The organism is Flavobacterium sasangense DSM 21067 (assembly GCF_000686885.1).
GTDB lineage: Bacteria > Bacteroidota > Bacteroidia > Flavobacteriales > Flavobacteriaceae > Flavobacterium > Flavobacterium sasangense.
The window spans coordinates 1-17,074 of the sequence record NZ_KK366034.1; the positions used below are offsets into that span (position 1 = coordinate 1).

At 33.4% G+C, this 17,074-nt stretch carries 15 protein-coding genes; 12 read left to right on the forward strand and 3 right to left on the reverse strand.

What is annotated here, in order from left to right; genetic code table 11:
* Positions 1–397: 397 nt before the first annotated feature.
* Entirely contained in the window at positions 398–2,224 is a 1,827-nt protein-coding gene (locus BP92_RS0114650; protein WP_026726717.1) for a hypothetical protein, read from the reverse strand.
* Between the two features lie 152 nt (positions 2,225–2,376).
* On the opposite strand from BP92_RS0114650, the gene BP92_RS0114655 reads away from it, so the two are divergent.
* The 6 genes from BP92_RS0114655 to BP92_RS0114680 all read left to right on the forward strand — a co-directional run bounded on the left by BP92_RS0114655 (position 2,377) and on the right by BP92_RS0114680 (position 8,842).
* The gene (locus BP92_RS0114655; protein WP_026726718.1) at positions 2,377–3,723 is read left to right on the forward strand and encodes a DEAD/DEAH box helicase; all 1,347 of its coding nucleotides are present in this window, start codon (positions 2,377–2,379) and stop codon (positions 3,721–3,723) included.
* A gap of 213 nt (positions 3,724–3,936) precedes the next feature.
* Positions 3,937–4,224 (forward strand): GIY-YIG nuclease family protein, encoded by a 288-nt coding sequence (locus BP92_RS0114660; protein ID WP_245598390.1) that lies wholly within the window; start codon positions 3,937–3,939, stop codon positions 4,222–4,224.
* Between the two features lie 416 nt (positions 4,225–4,640).
* Complete coding sequence (locus BP92_RS0114665; RefSeq protein WP_026726720.1) at positions 4,641–6,566, forward strand: vWA domain-containing protein; 1,926 nt, start codon at positions 4,641–4,643, stop codon at positions 6,564–6,566.
* Positions 6,563–7,822, forward strand: a complete 1,260-nt coding sequence (locus tag BP92_RS0114670) for a dihydroorotase (RefSeq protein WP_026726721.1) — start codon at positions 6,563–6,565, stop codon at positions 7,820–7,822. Before BP92_RS0114665 ends, BP92_RS0114670 begins: the two co-directional genes overlap by 4 nt.
* 20 nt (positions 7,823–7,842) lie before the next feature.
* The gene (locus BP92_RS0114675; RefSeq protein WP_051604501.1) at positions 7,843–8,166 is read left to right on the forward strand and encodes a DUF4870 domain-containing protein; all 324 of its coding nucleotides are present in this window, start codon (positions 7,843–7,845) and stop codon (positions 8,164–8,166) included.
* A gap of 37 nt (positions 8,167–8,203) precedes the next feature.
* Complete coding sequence (locus BP92_RS0114680; RefSeq protein WP_026726723.1) at positions 8,204–8,842, forward strand: alpha/beta hydrolase; 639 nt, start codon at positions 8,204–8,206, stop codon at positions 8,840–8,842.
* 66 nt (positions 8,843–8,908) lie between these two features.
* On the opposite strand, the gene BP92_RS0114685 is transcribed toward BP92_RS0114680, so the two are convergent.
* Entirely contained in the window at positions 8,909–9,478 is a 570-nt protein-coding gene (locus BP92_RS0114685; protein ID WP_026726724.1) for a fasciclin domain-containing protein, read from the reverse strand.
* A 147-nt stretch (positions 9,479–9,625) separates the two neighbouring features.
* Between BP92_RS0114685 and tpx the strand changes: the two genes are divergently transcribed.
* The 6 genes from tpx (at position 9,626) to ribB (ending at position 16,395) form a co-directional block, all read left to right on the forward strand.
* Positions 9,626–10,123: a thiol peroxidase gene (gene tpx, locus BP92_RS0114690; protein ID WP_026726725.1), complete on the forward strand. Its 498-nt coding sequence runs from the start codon at positions 9,626–9,628 to the stop codon at positions 10,121–10,123.
* Positions 10,124–10,188: 65 nt separating this feature from the next.
* Positions 10,189–10,563 carry a diacylglycerol kinase gene (locus BP92_RS0114695; RefSeq protein WP_026726726.1) on the forward strand — a complete coding sequence of 125 codons (375 nt, stop codon included), beginning with the start codon at positions 10,189–10,191 and terminating at the stop codon, positions 10,561–10,563.
* Positions 10,564–10,596: 33 nt separating this feature from the next.
* Entirely contained in the window at positions 10,597–13,116 is a 2,520-nt protein-coding gene (locus BP92_RS0114700; RefSeq protein ID WP_026726727.1) for a DNA translocase FtsK, read from the forward strand.
* Between the two features lie 13 nt (positions 13,117–13,129).
* Positions 13,130–13,774 carry a LolA family protein gene (locus BP92_RS0114705; RefSeq protein ID WP_162833741.1) on the forward strand — a complete coding sequence of 215 codons (645 nt, stop codon included), beginning with the start codon at positions 13,130–13,132 and terminating at the stop codon, positions 13,772–13,774.
* 10 nt (positions 13,775–13,784) lie between these two features.
* Entirely contained in the window at positions 13,785–15,257 is a 1,473-nt protein-coding gene (locus tag BP92_RS0114710; RefSeq protein WP_026726729.1) for an LptF/LptG family permease, read from the forward strand.
* A gap of 4 nt (positions 15,258–15,261) precedes the next feature.
* On the forward strand, positions 15,262–16,395 hold the full coding sequence (gene ribB, locus BP92_RS0114715) for a 3,4-dihydroxy-2-butanone-4-phosphate synthase (RefSeq protein WP_026726730.1): 1,134 nt from the start codon (positions 15,262–15,264) through the stop codon (positions 16,393–16,395).
* 159 nt (positions 16,396–16,554) lie between these two features.
* On the opposite strand, the gene BP92_RS0114720 is transcribed toward ribB, so the two are convergent.
* Positions 16,555–16,851, reverse strand: a complete 297-nt coding sequence (locus BP92_RS0114720; protein WP_026726731.1) for a GIY-YIG nuclease family protein — start codon at positions 16,849–16,851, stop codon at positions 16,555–16,557.
* Between the last annotated feature and the right edge of the window lie 223 nt (positions 16,852–17,074).

The following is a 17,074-nucleotide window of genomic DNA, read 5'->3' on the forward strand; positions in this document are numbered from 1 at the left end:
CTACTTTTCTCATCATTACTTTTGTTTAAAATTTAATCATAAAGTGATGAATCTTCCTCCGTCTTTTCTCCTGATTGGATATTCTGGATATTAAGATTCTCTTAATTCCTTACATTCTGTTCAGACTCTAAAAGATAAAAAGAAATGAGGTAATTTCTTATATTCAATGTGCTTCATAGAGCTATTTGTCATTTAACTTACTCTCATCTCTTTTCACTTTATTAATGCAAATTTAAAAATCATAACAACTTATAAATTAACTTTGCAAACATAGGAGTCATATAAGGAAAAAGTGTATCGTTAAGTTTAATTAAGTTCATAAAAGATTTTGAAGATTACTCCCATTTCAACAATCTGTGTTCCAAAAACCTGAAACTTGAAACCTGAAACAAAAAAACTATTCATATCGAATGTAAGCCGGTTTTGACAATTGAAAATCATATAATGATAAATTCGTATTTTCAAAGGAATTAAACTTATTGATTCCATCACCTTCAAAAGGAATGGTTGGATAATAAGAGAAGGAAATTTGGAAACTATTAAACACTAAAAAGTCATTATTAATTAAAGCACCAATACTAAATTTCGAATATACTTTACTCGAAAACAAAGCTTTTTCGTTTGCCAAAGAACCAAGCGTCGTGTTGAAATACGGACTAAATCGGAAACCATACCAACTGCCCGGAATATACGATTGTGTTTGAAAAGAAACAGTCCATTTTTGTGTGCCGTTCAAACGATTATTAAATCCTGGCAAACCATCTGCTTCAAGCAAATTTAAACGATCCTTAAACGATTCATCTCGATTATTTCCCCAAACATAAGTAGGTTTCACAAATTGCCTAAAATGCCATTTTCCCCAAGAAAGTAATGGACTAAAATAATTCAATCCCATCTTAAAAGTAGTTTGTTCAGTTAATCCAGCATCGTAAAAACTGCCCCATTCTGCAAAACCGCTGGCATATCCAAATGAACATTTTTTTCCATAAGAAACACTCAAACCCGTATACATTCGAGAATTACTATTTTTTTCTTGATGCCCAATGATTAAAGCAATATTTTCTCCGTACGGAATATCCTCCGTAATATTATAATTGAAAACAAACGTATCTTGATAGAACTTTTGCCTTGAAACTCCAATCATTCCAATCCAATTCTTTTCATTTGAAAAATAATTTGACGGATCTAAGGTAGGTTCTGGCAATCTTCCAAATACTTTTTGATTGTAAGTTAAAGCCAAAATCATATTGGTAAAATAACGTTCCGGATTTGATTTTGAATTAATTTTAAACGCTCTACCATACCAATATTCTTGAAAATCATACGATACTTTTTGTAATGAAATCGTATCTAAAACCGGAAATTGCTCCGTTCGTAATCTATTTTCAAAATAAAAACCTCCTGCATTTTTAGTGATTACAGAATAAAATGGTCGATTGATGTTGACACTTCGTTTACTATCATTATTGAATTCATTCGCATAATCCAAATCAAAACGGAAATAGGTATTCTTAATATTATTGATAGAATACTGAGCATAAACCGCTCTTTCTTTAGTATCAAATCGGTTTTTAATATTTCCACTTATCAAATGTCCAAAACCTAAAATATTCCGTTCGGTTAACTTGACACTACTTTCAGAAGAAGATAAACTTCCTGTTGGAATTAAAGTCCATGAATCTAAAACTCTAATTTTAATATCAATAGAATCTTTGCTATTAGGAATATCAACAGGAACAATTACCACTTCTCGTATATAACGTTGACTTCGTATCAGACGTTCAGATTCTAACAACAACTTAGAGTCTAATTTATCATTCTTTTTAAAAAGCATAATATTACGAATGGTAATCTCTTTTGTTTTTATGTGAACGGCATTTCCAAAATTTTCTAGCTTTCGTTTAGGTGCTTTTTTTTCATTCGTTAGCGAATATCCAAAGGGATCTAAAGTTTCAATGCTAATATTGCGAATAACTCTCCCTTCTTGATGTGCGCTAACTATTTTCTTTTTCTTTTTTGGTTTGAAAGGAACCAAATTTTCTGCTTTTAGTGCCGATTCTTTAAAAACCAATTTATAAACAAAACGAGAAAACTTACTTTTCTTAGATAAATCATTGATATCGTGATAAATTGAAACACTATCACCTTCTTTTTCAATAGTTTGCGCCTTTCCTTTCCAGGAAATAACACAAATACATAAAAAAAGAAAAAGTTTCAATTTCATAGCTGGAGTAAAAACTAAACTTCGACGAAATTATTGTTTAAAAATCGAAAGTAGTAATAAAATTAAGGAAATACAACTTCTTTACTCCTGTTGCATGGCACAAATACCATTCCAAAAAGTTTATGTACCTTTGCACAAATTTAATACCCTTTATGAAAACGTTCCAAGATTTCGATTTACCAAAATCATTACAAAAAGCATTAGACGAACTAGGTTTTGTTCACCCTACACCTATTCAAGAAAAATCGCATTCTGTAATTCTATCAGGAAGAGATGTAATGGGAATTGCACAAACCGGAACGGGTAAAACCTTCGCCTACTTATTACCTATCCTAAAACAATGGAAATTTCAAAATAACGAATCACCAAGAGTAGTTATTTTAGTTCCAACGCGTGAATTAGTAGTGCAAGTAGCAGAAGAAGTTGAAAAACTTACCAAATACATGAGTGTGCGAACACTTGGTATCTATGGAGGTGTGAACATCAATACACAAAGAAAAGCACTAGCAGAAGGTGTCGATATTTTAGTCGGAACACCAGGTCGTGTTATGGATTTAGCACTTGACGGTGTTTTACGTTTTGACTCGCTACAAAAATTAGTGATTGATGAGTTCGATGAAATCTTAAATTTAGGTTTCCGTGCGCAATTGACTTCCATTTTAACCATGATGCGTGGAAAAAAACAAAACATCTTATTCTCGGCAACCATGACCGAAGAAGTAGATGCCATGTTAGATGAATATTTCGAATTTCCTGAAGAAGTATCTTTGGCTCAAAGCGGAACTCCGTTAGAACAAATTGAACAAATTGTATATCAAGTTCCGAATTTCTTGACCAAATTGAACCTATTGAAACATTTGGTTCGTGAAACTGAAGGAATGGATCGTGTATTGATTTTCGTCAACAACAAACGTATCGTAGAATTAGTTTCAGAAACTTTAGAAAGCGAATTTCCAGAGCAATTTGGTGTCATTCACTCGAACAAATCGCAAAATTATCGTTTGAATACGATGGCTGCTTTTCAAGCGGGCGAATTAAGAGGTTTGGTTACTACTGATATTATGGCGCGTGGATTAGATATTTCGGATATTACACACGTTATCAACTTACAATTTACCGAAGAACCAGAGAAATACATGCACCGTATCGGTAGAACCGGTCGTGCAGATAAAACGGGTGTTGCTATAAGTTTGATTTCTCCAAGCGAAGTTGAACCAAAAATTGAGGTCGAATTATTAATGAATACCGAAATTAAAGAACTTCCTATTCCTGAAGATTTAAAAATAGAAGAACGATATTTAGACTTTGAAAAGGAAAAGAAAAAAATGAAGTTCTTACTAAAAACGCCTAAAAAAGAAGGTGGTGATGCCTTCCATCAAAAGAAAGACAAAAACAAAAAAGTCAACCTAGGCGGTCCAGGAAAACGTACTCCAAGAAAAACCGAATCCAGAAACCGAGCTGTGGAAAGAAAACGCGCGGAGAAGAAAAAGAAGAGGTAGTCTTAAGAACTCAAAATTCCACTTCCGTCACTTCGAGTGATTTTAGATTATAAAAGCCAAAGATTTTATAATCTAAAATTGTATCGAGAACTATAGAAACGATAAAACTCCACCGTCACTTCGAGTGATTTTTAAAAGGAATAATGCTAATTTTTGCTTTTGAAAATTGTATCGAGAACTACTGAAAACTTTTTCTATTTTTACCAAATGTAAATCTCATACGTCTACATACTAAAATGCGCAGATGATTCCTACTACACAGGAGTAACAAGCAATTTAGAACAACGCATGTACCAACATGATTCAGCATACTTTCCAGATTGTTACACCGCTTCAAGAAGACCGGTGGAATTAGTTTTCTATGCAGAATTCACCAATATTGGATTCGCAATTGACAAAGAGAAACAAATCAAAAAATGGTCAAGAGCAAAAAAAGAAGCTTTAATAAATGGTGACTACGATGAACTTCCAAATCTTGCTAAGAAAAGATTTGAGAAATAATAGTTTTCATTAGTTCTAGATATAACACTACGTCACTTCGAGTAATTTTAGGTTTTAAAAACGCTAGTTTTTGAAACCTAAAATTGTATCGAGAACTATAGAAACGATATAACACCAACGTCACTTCGAGTGATTTTTAAAAGAAAAAATGCTAATTTTTACTTTTAAAAATTGTATCGAGAACTGTTGAAACGATTTCATTCCATTAGTTCTCGATACATTTTTTATAAAATAGCTCAGGCAATTTTATAAAAAACACTCGAAGTGACGATAGTGGAATCACATTTTTTAAACTATTACAGTAAAAAATCCGTCTAAATTTCTCAAATCCGTGTCATCCGCGTTCCAAAAAAATGACTCAAATATCTATAGTAATCTAAATTGAATTTCGTACTTTTGACAAATTCTAATAATAAATGCAGTTCAAACATCCAGAAATTCTCTACTTCCTTTTTCTGTTGGTTATACCAATTTTGGTGCATTTATTTCAATTACGTCGTTTTAAAAAAGAATATTTTACTAACGTAAAACTCCTAAAAGAACTTCAAATTCAAACTCGAAAAAGTTCTAAAATCAAGAAATGGTTGTTATTAGCAACACGTTTATTGTTATTAACTTGTTTAATTTTAGCTTTTGCCCAACCTTTTTTTGACGCCAAAGACACTACAAACAAGGGAAACGAACTCATCATTTTATTAGACAACTCGTTTTCGATGCAAGCCAAAGGCGCAAAAGGCGAATTACTCAAACGAAGCATTCAAGACTTATTAGAAGAATTACCCGAAAACCAACAATTTTCCTTACTTACAAATTCAGAAGTTTTTTGGGACACCGATATCAAATCCATTCAAAAAGAATTACAGAATTTAAAGTATTCGGCGATGCCGTTTCAGTTGGATTACTTGATTAATCAGGTCGAAACCAAAAAGAAAAACACCAAGAAAGACTACGTTATTATTACCGATGCGATTCAATTCGAAAGTAAAAAAACACTGGATTTAGCAGAAAATAATGTCGTGTATTTCATCCAACCTGAAGCGCAAAACAAAACCAACATCAGCATTGATAAGGTGGCGATTTCACAAGTTTTGGATCAGTTTTACGAATTGAAAATCACGCTTCAAGCTTTTGGAGAAACCGAAAATGAAGTCCCACTTTCTGTTTTCAGTAACAACAAAGCAATTGCTAAAACCATCGCAAAATTTGAAAATCAAAAGACAGAAATTGCAATCACCATTCCAAAAAACGATTTTCACGGCAACATCAGTATAGAAGATAACAGCTTAAGCTACGACAACGATTACTATTTAAGCATTTCAAAACCAGAAAAAGCGAATGTAATTGCAATCGGAAATTCTGATAAAAATAATTTTTTAAGTCGCATTTTCACGGCTGATGAATTCAATTTTCAAAGCACGGAATTGGCTACTTTAGATTACAATCAAATTGAAAATCAAGATGCGATTGTGTTAAATGAATTAGAAGATTTGCCTGTTGCATTAGGAACAACGTTAAAATCCTTCTATGAAAAAGGCGGCAATATAGTTTTGATTCCGAATGCAAAAAACACGCCATCTCTATTAAATGCTTTTGCGAAAAACTTTGGTGGATTCAATTATTCCCAACTTTCAACTTCTGGAAAACAAATCACGAAAATCAACTTTAATCATCCGCTGTACCAAACAGTTTTTGAGAAAAAAGTAAGTAATTTCCAATATCCAAATGTAAAAGAAAGTTTCATTTTATCAGGAATAACGAATATTTTACAATACGAAGACAATTCAGTTTTCGTAGGTTCGACTACCAATCGATTGGGAACGTTTTACGCTTTTTCAGCTCCGGTAAACAAGCAAAACAGTAACTTCCAAAATGCACCATTGATTGTTCCTACCTTTTACAACATGGGACAAAATCAAGGCAAAACGGGAATTAACGCTTACACCATTGGAGAAAACGAAAACCTTATTTTAGAAACGATTTTAGCCAAAGACGAAGTAGTTTCAGTGCAAAAAGAAGGCTACAGTTTCATTCCGATGCAACAAATTTTGAATACCAAATGTAAACTGTCATTTGGTGATTATCCTGAAGAAGCAGGGAATTTTGATGTTATCAAAGCTAACAATTCGTTAAAGAAAATCAGCTTCAACTATCCAAGAACGGAAAGCGATTTAACGCAAGTTTCGACTGCCAATTTTGAGAATTTCAATAAAGTAAACAACATATCAACCGTTTTAAATGACATTGCTTCCGAACGCACAAGCAACGAAATTTGGAAATGGTTTATCATCGCAACACTACTATTTTTAATAACAGAACTACTAATCCAAAAATTTGTAAAATGACGCAAGTTATTCTAAAACAAGCCAAAATTATCGACGCTTCAAGTCCGTTTCACAACCAAGTGATGGACATTAAAATTGAAAACGGAACGATAACTCAAATAGAAAAAGAAATTTCTGCTACTTCTGGGTTTGAAGTGGTAAATATTCCAAACTTACACGTTTCTAAAGGTTGGATGGATAGCTCGGTTTCCTTTGGAGAGCCAGGCTACGAAGACCGCGAAACCATAGAAAACGGACTAAAAGTCGCAGCTAAAAGCGGATTTACTGCGGTAGCTTTACAACCAAACTCAAATCCAACAATCGATAATCAAGCGCATGTACGATTTGTGTTGGACAGAGCAAAAAATCAAGCAACAACTTTATATCCCATCGGCGCTTTAACGAAAGGTAGCGAAGGAACGGATTTAGCGGAATTATTCGACATGAAAAACGCTGGAGCAATCGCTTTTGGTGATTATAAAAAAGCTTTACAAAACGCTAATCTTCAAAAAATTGCTTTGCAATACGTTCAAGATTTCAACGGCATGTTGATTGCTTTTTGTCAAGATAGTACTTTAAAAGGAATCGGAATTGCTAATGAAGGTGTAGTAAGTACAAAACTTGGTATGAAAGGAATTCCTGCTTTAGCAGAAGAATTGCAAGTCGCTCGCAACTTATTTTTATTAGAATACACAGGCGGAAAATTACATATCCCAACCATTTCAACGCAAGGAAGCATCAAATTAATCAAAGAAGCAAAAGCGAAAGGATTACAAGTAACTTGTAGCGTTGCCGTTCATAATTTAGTCTTAAACGACGAAATGTTAATGGGTTTCGACACGCGATTCAAAGTATTGCCTCCATTACGCGAAGAAGCAACCAAAAAAGCTTTAGTAGAAGCAGTTTTAGATGGAACGATTGATTGCATCACTTCAGACCATAATCCGTTAGACATCGAACACAAGAAACTAGAATTTGATTTAGCGAAGGATGGAACCATCGGTTTAGAGAGTGCTTTTGGTGCTTTACTAACCATTTTACCACTTGAAGTTGTAGTTGAAAAATTAAACGCTAACAAACTGGTTTTCAAAATAGAAAACCCTTCAATAAAAACCGAAAATAAAGCTGATATTTCGCTTTTCACTACAGAAGAAAATTGGACATTTGGAAAAGAAAACATCCTTTCTAAATCTAAAAATTCGGCTTTCTTAGGACAAAAAATGAAGGGAAAAGCCATCGGAATTTATAATAATGGACAATTAATAATGAACAATTAACAATTGATAATTTTAGGATTATGAACGATATTAAAAAAGGTAAAAACACAGCAATTGTTAGCTATTTAACAATTATAGGGGCAATAATTGCCATATTTATGAACCAAGAAGAAAATCGCAGTGAATTTGCTAGTTTTCACATAAGACAAGCATTAGGTATTTTCTTAACTTTCTTTTTACTAGGATATCCTGTTGGGTATTTTGATAACTGGATGGTTTCTGCTTCATTTTGGATATTTATTTTCATACTATGGATTTATGGTTTTATCAATTGTTTGAATGGTGAAATGAAAATAGTCCCTTTTTTAGGAGAAATCTATCAAAAACTTTTCAAATCCTTTTAAGCTTTAAACACCTAAATTTTTAACCATTTTATTCAAAATGAACTTATACTACTTAATTCAAGAACCAAAAATCAAACACGATAAAAATCCATTACTACTATTATTACACGGTTATGGAAGCAACGAAGAAGATTTATTTTCCTTTGCTAGCGAATTACCAAATGATAGTTATGTGATTTCAGTACGTGCGCCTTATGATTTACAACCTTACGGTCACGCTTGGTATGCCATTCATTTTGATGCCGATGAAAATAAATTTTCCGATAATGTACAAGCTAAACAATCGGTAGAACTAATTGCTGGTTTTATTGAGGAAGTAGTAAAACAATATCCTATCGATGCTAAAAATGTAACCTTAATTGGCTTCAGTCAAGGTGCTATTTTAAGTTATGCTACTGCCCTAACCTATCCTGAAAAAGTGGCTAAAGTAGTCGCTTTGAGCGGTTATTTCAATCAAGAAATTATGCCAGAAGTTATTGATACTAAAGCCATTTCACATCTAAAATTCTTCGTTTCTCATGGTTCAGTTGACCAAGTCATTCCAGTAGATTGGGCACGAAAAGCAAAACCAGCTTTAGAAAATTTAGGTCTAGAAGTCGAATATCACGAATATCCTGTCGGTCATGGTGTAGCACCTCAAAACTTCTTTGATTTTAAAAATTGGTTACAACGATAAATAAAAAAGCTCTGAACTTTCATTCAGAGCTTTTTGTTTAACCAACTAAACTAAACATTTTGAGAATTATGACTTAGGAGTTACAACAGTATCCACTACGTGAATAACTCCATTTTTTTGATTTACATCGGCAATAGTGACTTTTGCACTATTTCCATTTTCGTCAGTAATATATAAGTCTTTACCTTTCATCCAAGCTGTTAATGTACCACCACTAACTGTTTTTAAAGTAGCTTTTCCGTTTCCTTTTTTAATAGCAGCATCAATATCTTTAGCATTCATTTTTCCTGCTACAACATGATACGTTAAAATAGTTTGTAACGTTTTTAAATTTTCTGGTTTTAACAAGGTTTCAACTGTTCCTGCAGGTAATTTAGCAAACGCAGCATTGGTTGGGGCAAAAACAGTGAATGGGCCATCAGACATTAAAACATCAACCAATCCTGCCGCTTTAACAGCTGCTACTAATGTAGTATGGTCTTTTGAGTTAACCGCATTTTCTACAATGTTTTTACTTGGATACATAGGAGCACCTCCTACTTCAACCGTTTTTTCTTTCATTTGAGCAAAAGAAGTTGTTCCAACTAATAATCCGAAAGCTACAACTGCAGTAGCAAAAAATTTGTTCGTTTTCATATTATATTTTTTTTAAGTTTTATAATGGCATTTACGCTGAAAACAAAATCTTGGTTTTAAAAAACTAAAAAAAAATAATCTTAAGCAAAGGATAAGTATAACTTTAACCAATTATTCTTTACTTTTGTTATTCAAAAAAAATTAGGTATGGCATCAATTACATTAGGAGGAAATCCTGTTCACACAAATGGCGAATTGCCAGCAGTAGGTTCAAAAGCTACTGATTTTAATTTAGTAAAAACCGACTTAGGAACTGCTTCATTAGCAGATTTCGCTGGTTCAAAAGTAGTATTAAACATTTTTCCAAGTGTTGATACTGGAACTTGTGCGGCTTCGGTTAGAAAGTTTAATGAAAAAGCTAGTGCTTTAGCAAACACTAAAGTATTATGTATTTCTAGAGATTTACCTTTTGCTCAAAAACGTTTTTGCGGTGCTGAAGGTTTAGAAAACGTAATTAACTTATCAGACTTTAAAGACGGTGGTTTTGGAAAAAACTATGGTTTAGAAATCACTGATGGTCCTTTAGCAGGTTTACATTCTCGTGTGGTTATTGTTTTAGACGAAAACGGAACAATTCTTCACACAGAACAAGTAAAAGAAATTGCTGACGAGCCAAATTACGAAGCTGCTTTAGCAGTACTATAAAAAATAAAACTGTCCTAAAATTTTATTTTCAATTTTAGGACAGTTTTTTAATTTAAAAGAATAACATGAAATTCGAAAAAGACGAAACCCTTTTTACGGGCCGATTAAAAAGCATTGGATTTGCCGTAAAAGGTGCCATCAAATTAATTACAACAGAGCACAGTGTTATGGTGCAGTCTTCATTGGCGGTACTTATGACAATTGCAGGATTCTACTTTGGAATTGATCGTGTTGAATGGATGATGCAAATTCTAGTATTTGGTTTAGTACTAAGTATAGAAGGGTTAAATACTGCAGTCGAAAAAATAGCTGATTTCGTACATCCCGATTTTCATGAACGCATTGGTTTTATTAAAGATATTGCAGCTGGAGCTGTTTTTTTTGCTGCCTTAACTGCTATTGCAATCGGATGTATTATTTATTTTCCATATTTGTTTTAATTTAGCTACTTTTGTAAAAATTGATCCGTTTACATGGCCAAAAAAACAAGTAAAGATTCCGTAAATTCTCCTACCGAAACCAAAGAAAAATTCTCTTGGCGCTTAAGTCGTCAACAGAAATTTATTTTCGGTATTTTATTGATTTTCTTTTCTATAGCTTTATTGCTTTCCTTTATTTCTTACTTCATTACTGGAAATAATGATCAGAATATCGTTTCCGAATTAGCCAATAGAAATGCTAAAGCGGATAACTGGTTAGGTAAATTTGGAGCGTATTTAGCCAACTTTTTCCTTTACAATGGATTTGGTGTCGCATCTTTTATTTTTGTGAGAATCCTTTTTTTAATGGGAGCTTACTTAGTATTAGACATGGCGCTATCGAAATTAAAGAAAAGCTTTTTCTGGGATTTTTATCTGATAATTTTTATTTCTATTATTCTAGGGTTTTTCTGGGAATATATTCCACAATTGGGAGGAACAGTAGGTTACGAAATGAATCTTTTCATTCAGGATTATATCGGAAAAACAGGAACTTTATTAGTGCTTTTATTCGGAATTGTACTTTTCTTGATTTTCAAAATCAAAATGTCACCTGAAAGTTTTACTAAAGTTTTTGAAAAACCACAAGCAGAACTAAACGAAGATATTGCTGCCGCAAACACAATAGTTCCAGTAACCGATGAGGCAGACAAAGAAATTGAAGAAGAAGAAGAAATCAATACCGATTTACCAATAACAACTCCGTCCAATAGAAAAGATGATTTCATCTTAACCGAAGACGAAGAAGAAATGGGGAATTTCGAATTGAAAACCTATCCTTCTAATTTCGAAATCAATAAAGAAGCTTTAAAACCAACAATTGCTTCAGCATCGGAATTAACTTTAGACCCAAAACCAAAAGTTGAAACTCCAGAAGTAACTAATTTTTCAATCGAAGACAGAAGCATTCCGAAAGAAGATTTCGTGAATGAAGACGCTTTTGTTATCGAAAAAGTAGAAGAAGAGGAAATCGTAGAAGAAAATTTAGCAGCAAAATTGGTACAAGATTTTGGGCTTTTTGACCCAACATTGGAATTATCCAATTACCAATTCCCTCCTATCGATTTATTAAAAGAATATTCTTCTGGCGGAATTACCATTAACCAAGCCGAATTAGAAGAAAACAAAAATAAAATTGTTGATACCTTAAAAAATTACAGCATTGGAATTTCTCAAATTAAAGCGACTGTTGGTCCAACGGTTACTTTATATGAAATTGTTCCAGAAGCAGGTATTCGTATCTCAAAAATTAAAAACTTAGAAGACGATATTGCTTTGTCTTTAGCTGCTTTAGGAATTCGTATTATTGCGCCAATTCCAGGAAAAGGAACTATTGGTATTGAAGTACCTAACAACAATCCAACAATGGTTTCGATGAAGAGTGTGATTGCATCACCGAAATTCCAAACTGCCGAAATGGAACTACCTATCGCATTAGGAAAAACCATTTCTAACGAAACCTTTGTCGTGGATTTAGCTAAAATGCCTCACTTATTGATGGCAGGTGCTACAGGTCAAGGAAAATCGGTAGGATTGAATGCCGTGTTAACTTCGCTTCTTTACAAAAAACATCCAGCCGAAGTAAAATTTGTTTTGGTGGATCCAAAGAAAGTAGAATTAACATTATTCAATAAAATTGAACGTCATTATTTAGCAAAACTTCCTGATGGTGGCGATGCTATTATTACCGATAATACCAAAGTAATCAACACGTTGAATTCGTTGTGTATCGAAATGGACAACCGCTATTCTTTATTAAAAGATGCGATGGTGCGTAACATCAAAGAATACAACGAGAAATTCAGAAACCGCAAATTAAATCCTGAAAACGGTCACCGCTTTTTACCGTATATAGTATTAGTTGTAGACGAGTTTGCCGATTTAATTATGACAGCGGGTAAAGAAGTAGAAACACCAATTGCGCGTTTAGCTCAGTTAGCGCGTGCTATTGGTATTCACTTAATTATTGCAACACAACGTCCGTCGGTAAACGTAATTACTGGGATGATTAAAGCGAATTTCCCAGCACGTATTGCGTTTAGAGTAACTTCTAAAATCGATTCTAGAACCATTTTAGATTCAGGTGGTGCAGATCAATTAATTGGACGAGGCGATTTACTATATACACAAGGAAACGAAATCGTCAGAGTACAATGTGCTTTTGTAGATACACCAGAAGTAGATAAAATTTGTGATTTCATTGGAGCACAAAAAGCCTATCCTGAAGCGTATTTACTGCCAGAATATGTAGGTGAAGAAAGTGGCATAAAACTTGATATTGACATATCTGAAAGAGATTCTTTGTTTAGAGAAGCAGCAGAAGTAATTGTAACTGCACAACAAGGAAGTGCCTCTTTAATTCAAAGAAAATTAAAATTAGGTTACAATAGAGCCGGTCGTTTAATCGACCAATTAGAAGCTGCTGGTATTGTTGGACCTTTTGAAGGAAGTAAAGCCCGTTCCGTTTTAATTCCTGATTTAGTTGCTCTGGAACACTTTTTAAACAATGAATAAAACAAAAATTAAAATGACACGTTTTTTACAAGTAGCAATTGCATTACTTATCGGTTTTTCTGTTCAATCGCAAGATGCTAAAAAAGCAAAAGAATTACTTGATGAAGTATCTGCTAAAATAAAATCATACGATAATATTGTGATTGACTTTAAATATACTTTAAACAATCCAAAAGAAAACATCAACCAAGAAAGCAAAGGAAATGTGGCACTTCAAGGAAATTTATACAACTTAAATTTCATGGGAGTAACCAAAATTTTCGACGGAAAAAAAGTATATACTATTGTTCCTGAAGATGAAGAAATTACTATCGCTAACTTTGATGCTAACGACGATAACGCTATTACACCAAACAAAATGTTAACCTTCTTTAATACAGGTTACAAATACGCTTGGGATATTCCTCAAAATCTAAAAGGAAGAAAAATTCAATACATTAAATTAACCCCAAATAGCAGCAAAGACCAACGCAAAGAAATCTTGGTAGGGATTGATGTACAAACAAAACACATCTACACAGTAATTGAAGTAGGCAAAAATGGAACAAAAACTACTTTAACTGTTAATTCTTTTAAAACAAATCAGCCATTATCAAAAAATCATTTTACCTTTACAAAATCAAAATATCCTAATTATTACATCAATAAATTAGACTAATTTCGTTCGGGTGAAAATATTAGATAAATACATTATTAAATCTTTCATGATTACATTTACTTCGGTATTTGTAATCTTGTTTTTTATATTCGTTTTACAAGGAATTTGGCTTTTCATTGCTGAATTGGCGGGTAAAGATTTAGACTTCTTTACCATTATTAAATTCCTATCCTTCTACGCTCCTACTATTGTTCCGTTAGTATTACCGCTTTCGGTATTGTTAGCATCCATCATGACCTTTGGTAGTTTTGCCGAAAATTATGAATTTGCCGCTATGAAATCCTCAGGTATTTCATTACAACGCGCTATGAAAATGCTAACGATTACCATCGGAATTTTATCATTAGTTTCTTTCTTTTTTGCGAATAATGTAATTCCAGATGCGCAATATAAGTTCATCAATCTTAGAAAAACAATTGTACAACAAAAACCAGCCATGGCAATTGCTGAAGGACAATTTAATAGCATTGGAACTTCTAATATCAAAGTGAGTAAAAAATCGGGAGATAATGGTGAATTCCTAGAAGACGTAACCATGCATGTTAAAAATAATAACATGGGATTGGGTGCTAATACTATCATCAAAGCAAAAAAAGGAATACTAACCAGTGAAGATGATTCCAATTATTTACAATTAGAATTATACGATGGTTATTATTATGAAGATATTCATCCTAAAAAATTCGAAGAACGTAAACGATTACCTTTTGCTAAGAGTAGTTTTAAAAAATATGTTATTAATATCGATTTAACCAAGCTAAATCAAGCAGAAATTGATGACGGTAACGTTACTTCTGAAAAAATGCTTACTGTTCCTGAATTAACATACACATTAGATTCTTTACAGAAAAGCTATAATAAAGATGTAATGTCGTATGCAGAGAATGTAGTAATGCGCAGTGATAATATTTTTAGAAAGAAAAATCAGAATGCCATTACCAATGTTACGCCTAAGGCTCCAATTGCTAATGCGGCACCTAAAAAAGACTTATTAAGTATTTTTACGCCTATGGAACGCAAACAAATACTAGATATGGCAAAAAGCAATGCCGCTAGTACCGAATTTAGCATTCAAAGTAGTAAGACCGATTTAGAAGAAAAAACCAAAAACATCAACAATCACTGGTTAGCCATTCATGAAAAATTTGTAATTGCTTACTCATGTTTGTTAATGTTCTTTATTGGAGCACCTCTTGGAGCAATAATCCGAAAAGGTGGTTTAGGATTACCAATTGTATTTGCTATTTTAATCTTTATCACTTTCCATTTCATTAACACATTTGGGCGTAAATTAGCACAACAAGATACTATTCCTCCTTACTTAGGAGCTTGGATGGCATCAATACTAATGACGCCTTTTGCTATAATTTTAACCTATCGAGCTACAAACGATATTGGCATCATGATTAATTTTGATTGGATAACAGATCCATTTATAAAACTTTTCAATAAAATAACACAAAATAACGACGACAACAACTAATACCATGTCAAAAAACATACAACTAAACACAATTGAAGAAGCTATTGAAGACATCCGTCAAGGAAAAGTAATCATAGTAGTAGATGATGAAGACAGAGAAAACGAAGGCGACTTCTTAGCCGCTGCTGAAAAAGTAACGCCAGAAATGATTAATTTCATGGCAACACACGGCAGAGGTTTAATTTGTGCACCACTAACTGAATCTCGTTGTAAAGAATTAGACTTACATGCCATGGTTCGTAATAATACGGATCACATGGAAACTGCTTTTACCGTTTCTGTTGACTTAAAAGGAAAAGGGGTTTCTACTGGAATTTCTGCTTCTGATAGAGCTTTAACGATTCAAGCTTTAATTAATCCAGAAACAAAACCATACGATTTAGCTCGTCCTGGACATATTTTTCCTTTAATTGCCAAACAAGGAGGCGTATTAAGAAGAACCGGACATACAGAAGCTGCAATTGATTTTGCTCGTTTAGCAGGATTTAAACCAGCTGGTGTAATCGTAGAAATTATGAACGAAGACGGAACAATGGCACGTTTACCGCAATTGGTAGAAGTGGCTAAAAAGTTCGACTTAAAACTAGTTTCTATTGAAGATTTAGTGGCTTACAGAATGCAGCATGATAGTCTAATTCAAAAGAAAGAAGATTTTGATATCGAAACGCGTTTTGGAACTTTTAGAATGCGAGCTTATCTTCAAACAACAAATAAACAAGTTCATATTGCCATAACAAAAGGAAATTGGAATGCAGGAGAACCTGTACTAACCAGAATCAATACAACCCAAGTAAATAACGATATTTTAGGAACGCTAACTAGCGATAACGACAAAAAACTAGACAGTGTTTTCCGTAAAATAAACGAAGCCGAAAAAGGTGCAATTGTTTTTATTAATCAAGAAGTAAAATCTTTAGAGTTACTAGATCGTATTGCCGAATTAAAAGTATTACAAACTCAAGGCGAAATGCGTGCTCCACAAATTAAAATGGACACCAAAGATTTCGGAATCGGAGCGCAAATCCTTCACGACTTAGACATCACCAAAATCGAATTACTATCCAACAGCACCGCTCCTACCAAACGCGTAGGAATGATCGGCTACGGCTTAGAAATTACAGATTATGTAAATTATTAATAAAAAAACGCTCGAGATAACTTGAGCGTTTTTTTTATAATGAATGGTGGCTTCGAGAACCTCAGCCCCCATATCAAATTTTCATACCGTTGCCTGAGGCACTCGAAGGCAAAAGGTCATAAAAATTGGTGGCTGAGGCACTCGAAGCCACTAATTTTATCATATCTCATCTAAATCTCTATAAGCCTTTGCTAATAATGGCAACAAATCACTTTTACCCTCAATTAAAGCTTCTTTCTTTTTCCTACTCCAACCCTGAACTTGTTTTTCTCTGTAAAAAGCCTCGTCTATTCTTGAATATTCTTCATAATATAAAAGCGAAATTGGCAATCTTTTTTTGGTATGATTAGCCCCCTCACCATTTTGATGCTGTTCCAATCTTCTCTCCAAGTCAGTTGTACTCCCTGTGTAATAACTACCATCAGCACAAAGTAAAATATACATAAACCCTTTCATACTATTTATTCATTAATGGTGGCTTCGAGAACCTCAGCCCCCATATCATACTTACTATAGAACTACTTTAACCGTTGCCTGAGGCTCTCGAAGGCAAAAGGTAATAACTCTCGATCAATTAAACGGTGGCATCGAGAACCTCAGCCCCCATATCATATTTTCTATAGAACTACTCAATACCGTTGCCTGAGGCACTCGAAGGCAAAAGGCAATGAAAACGGTG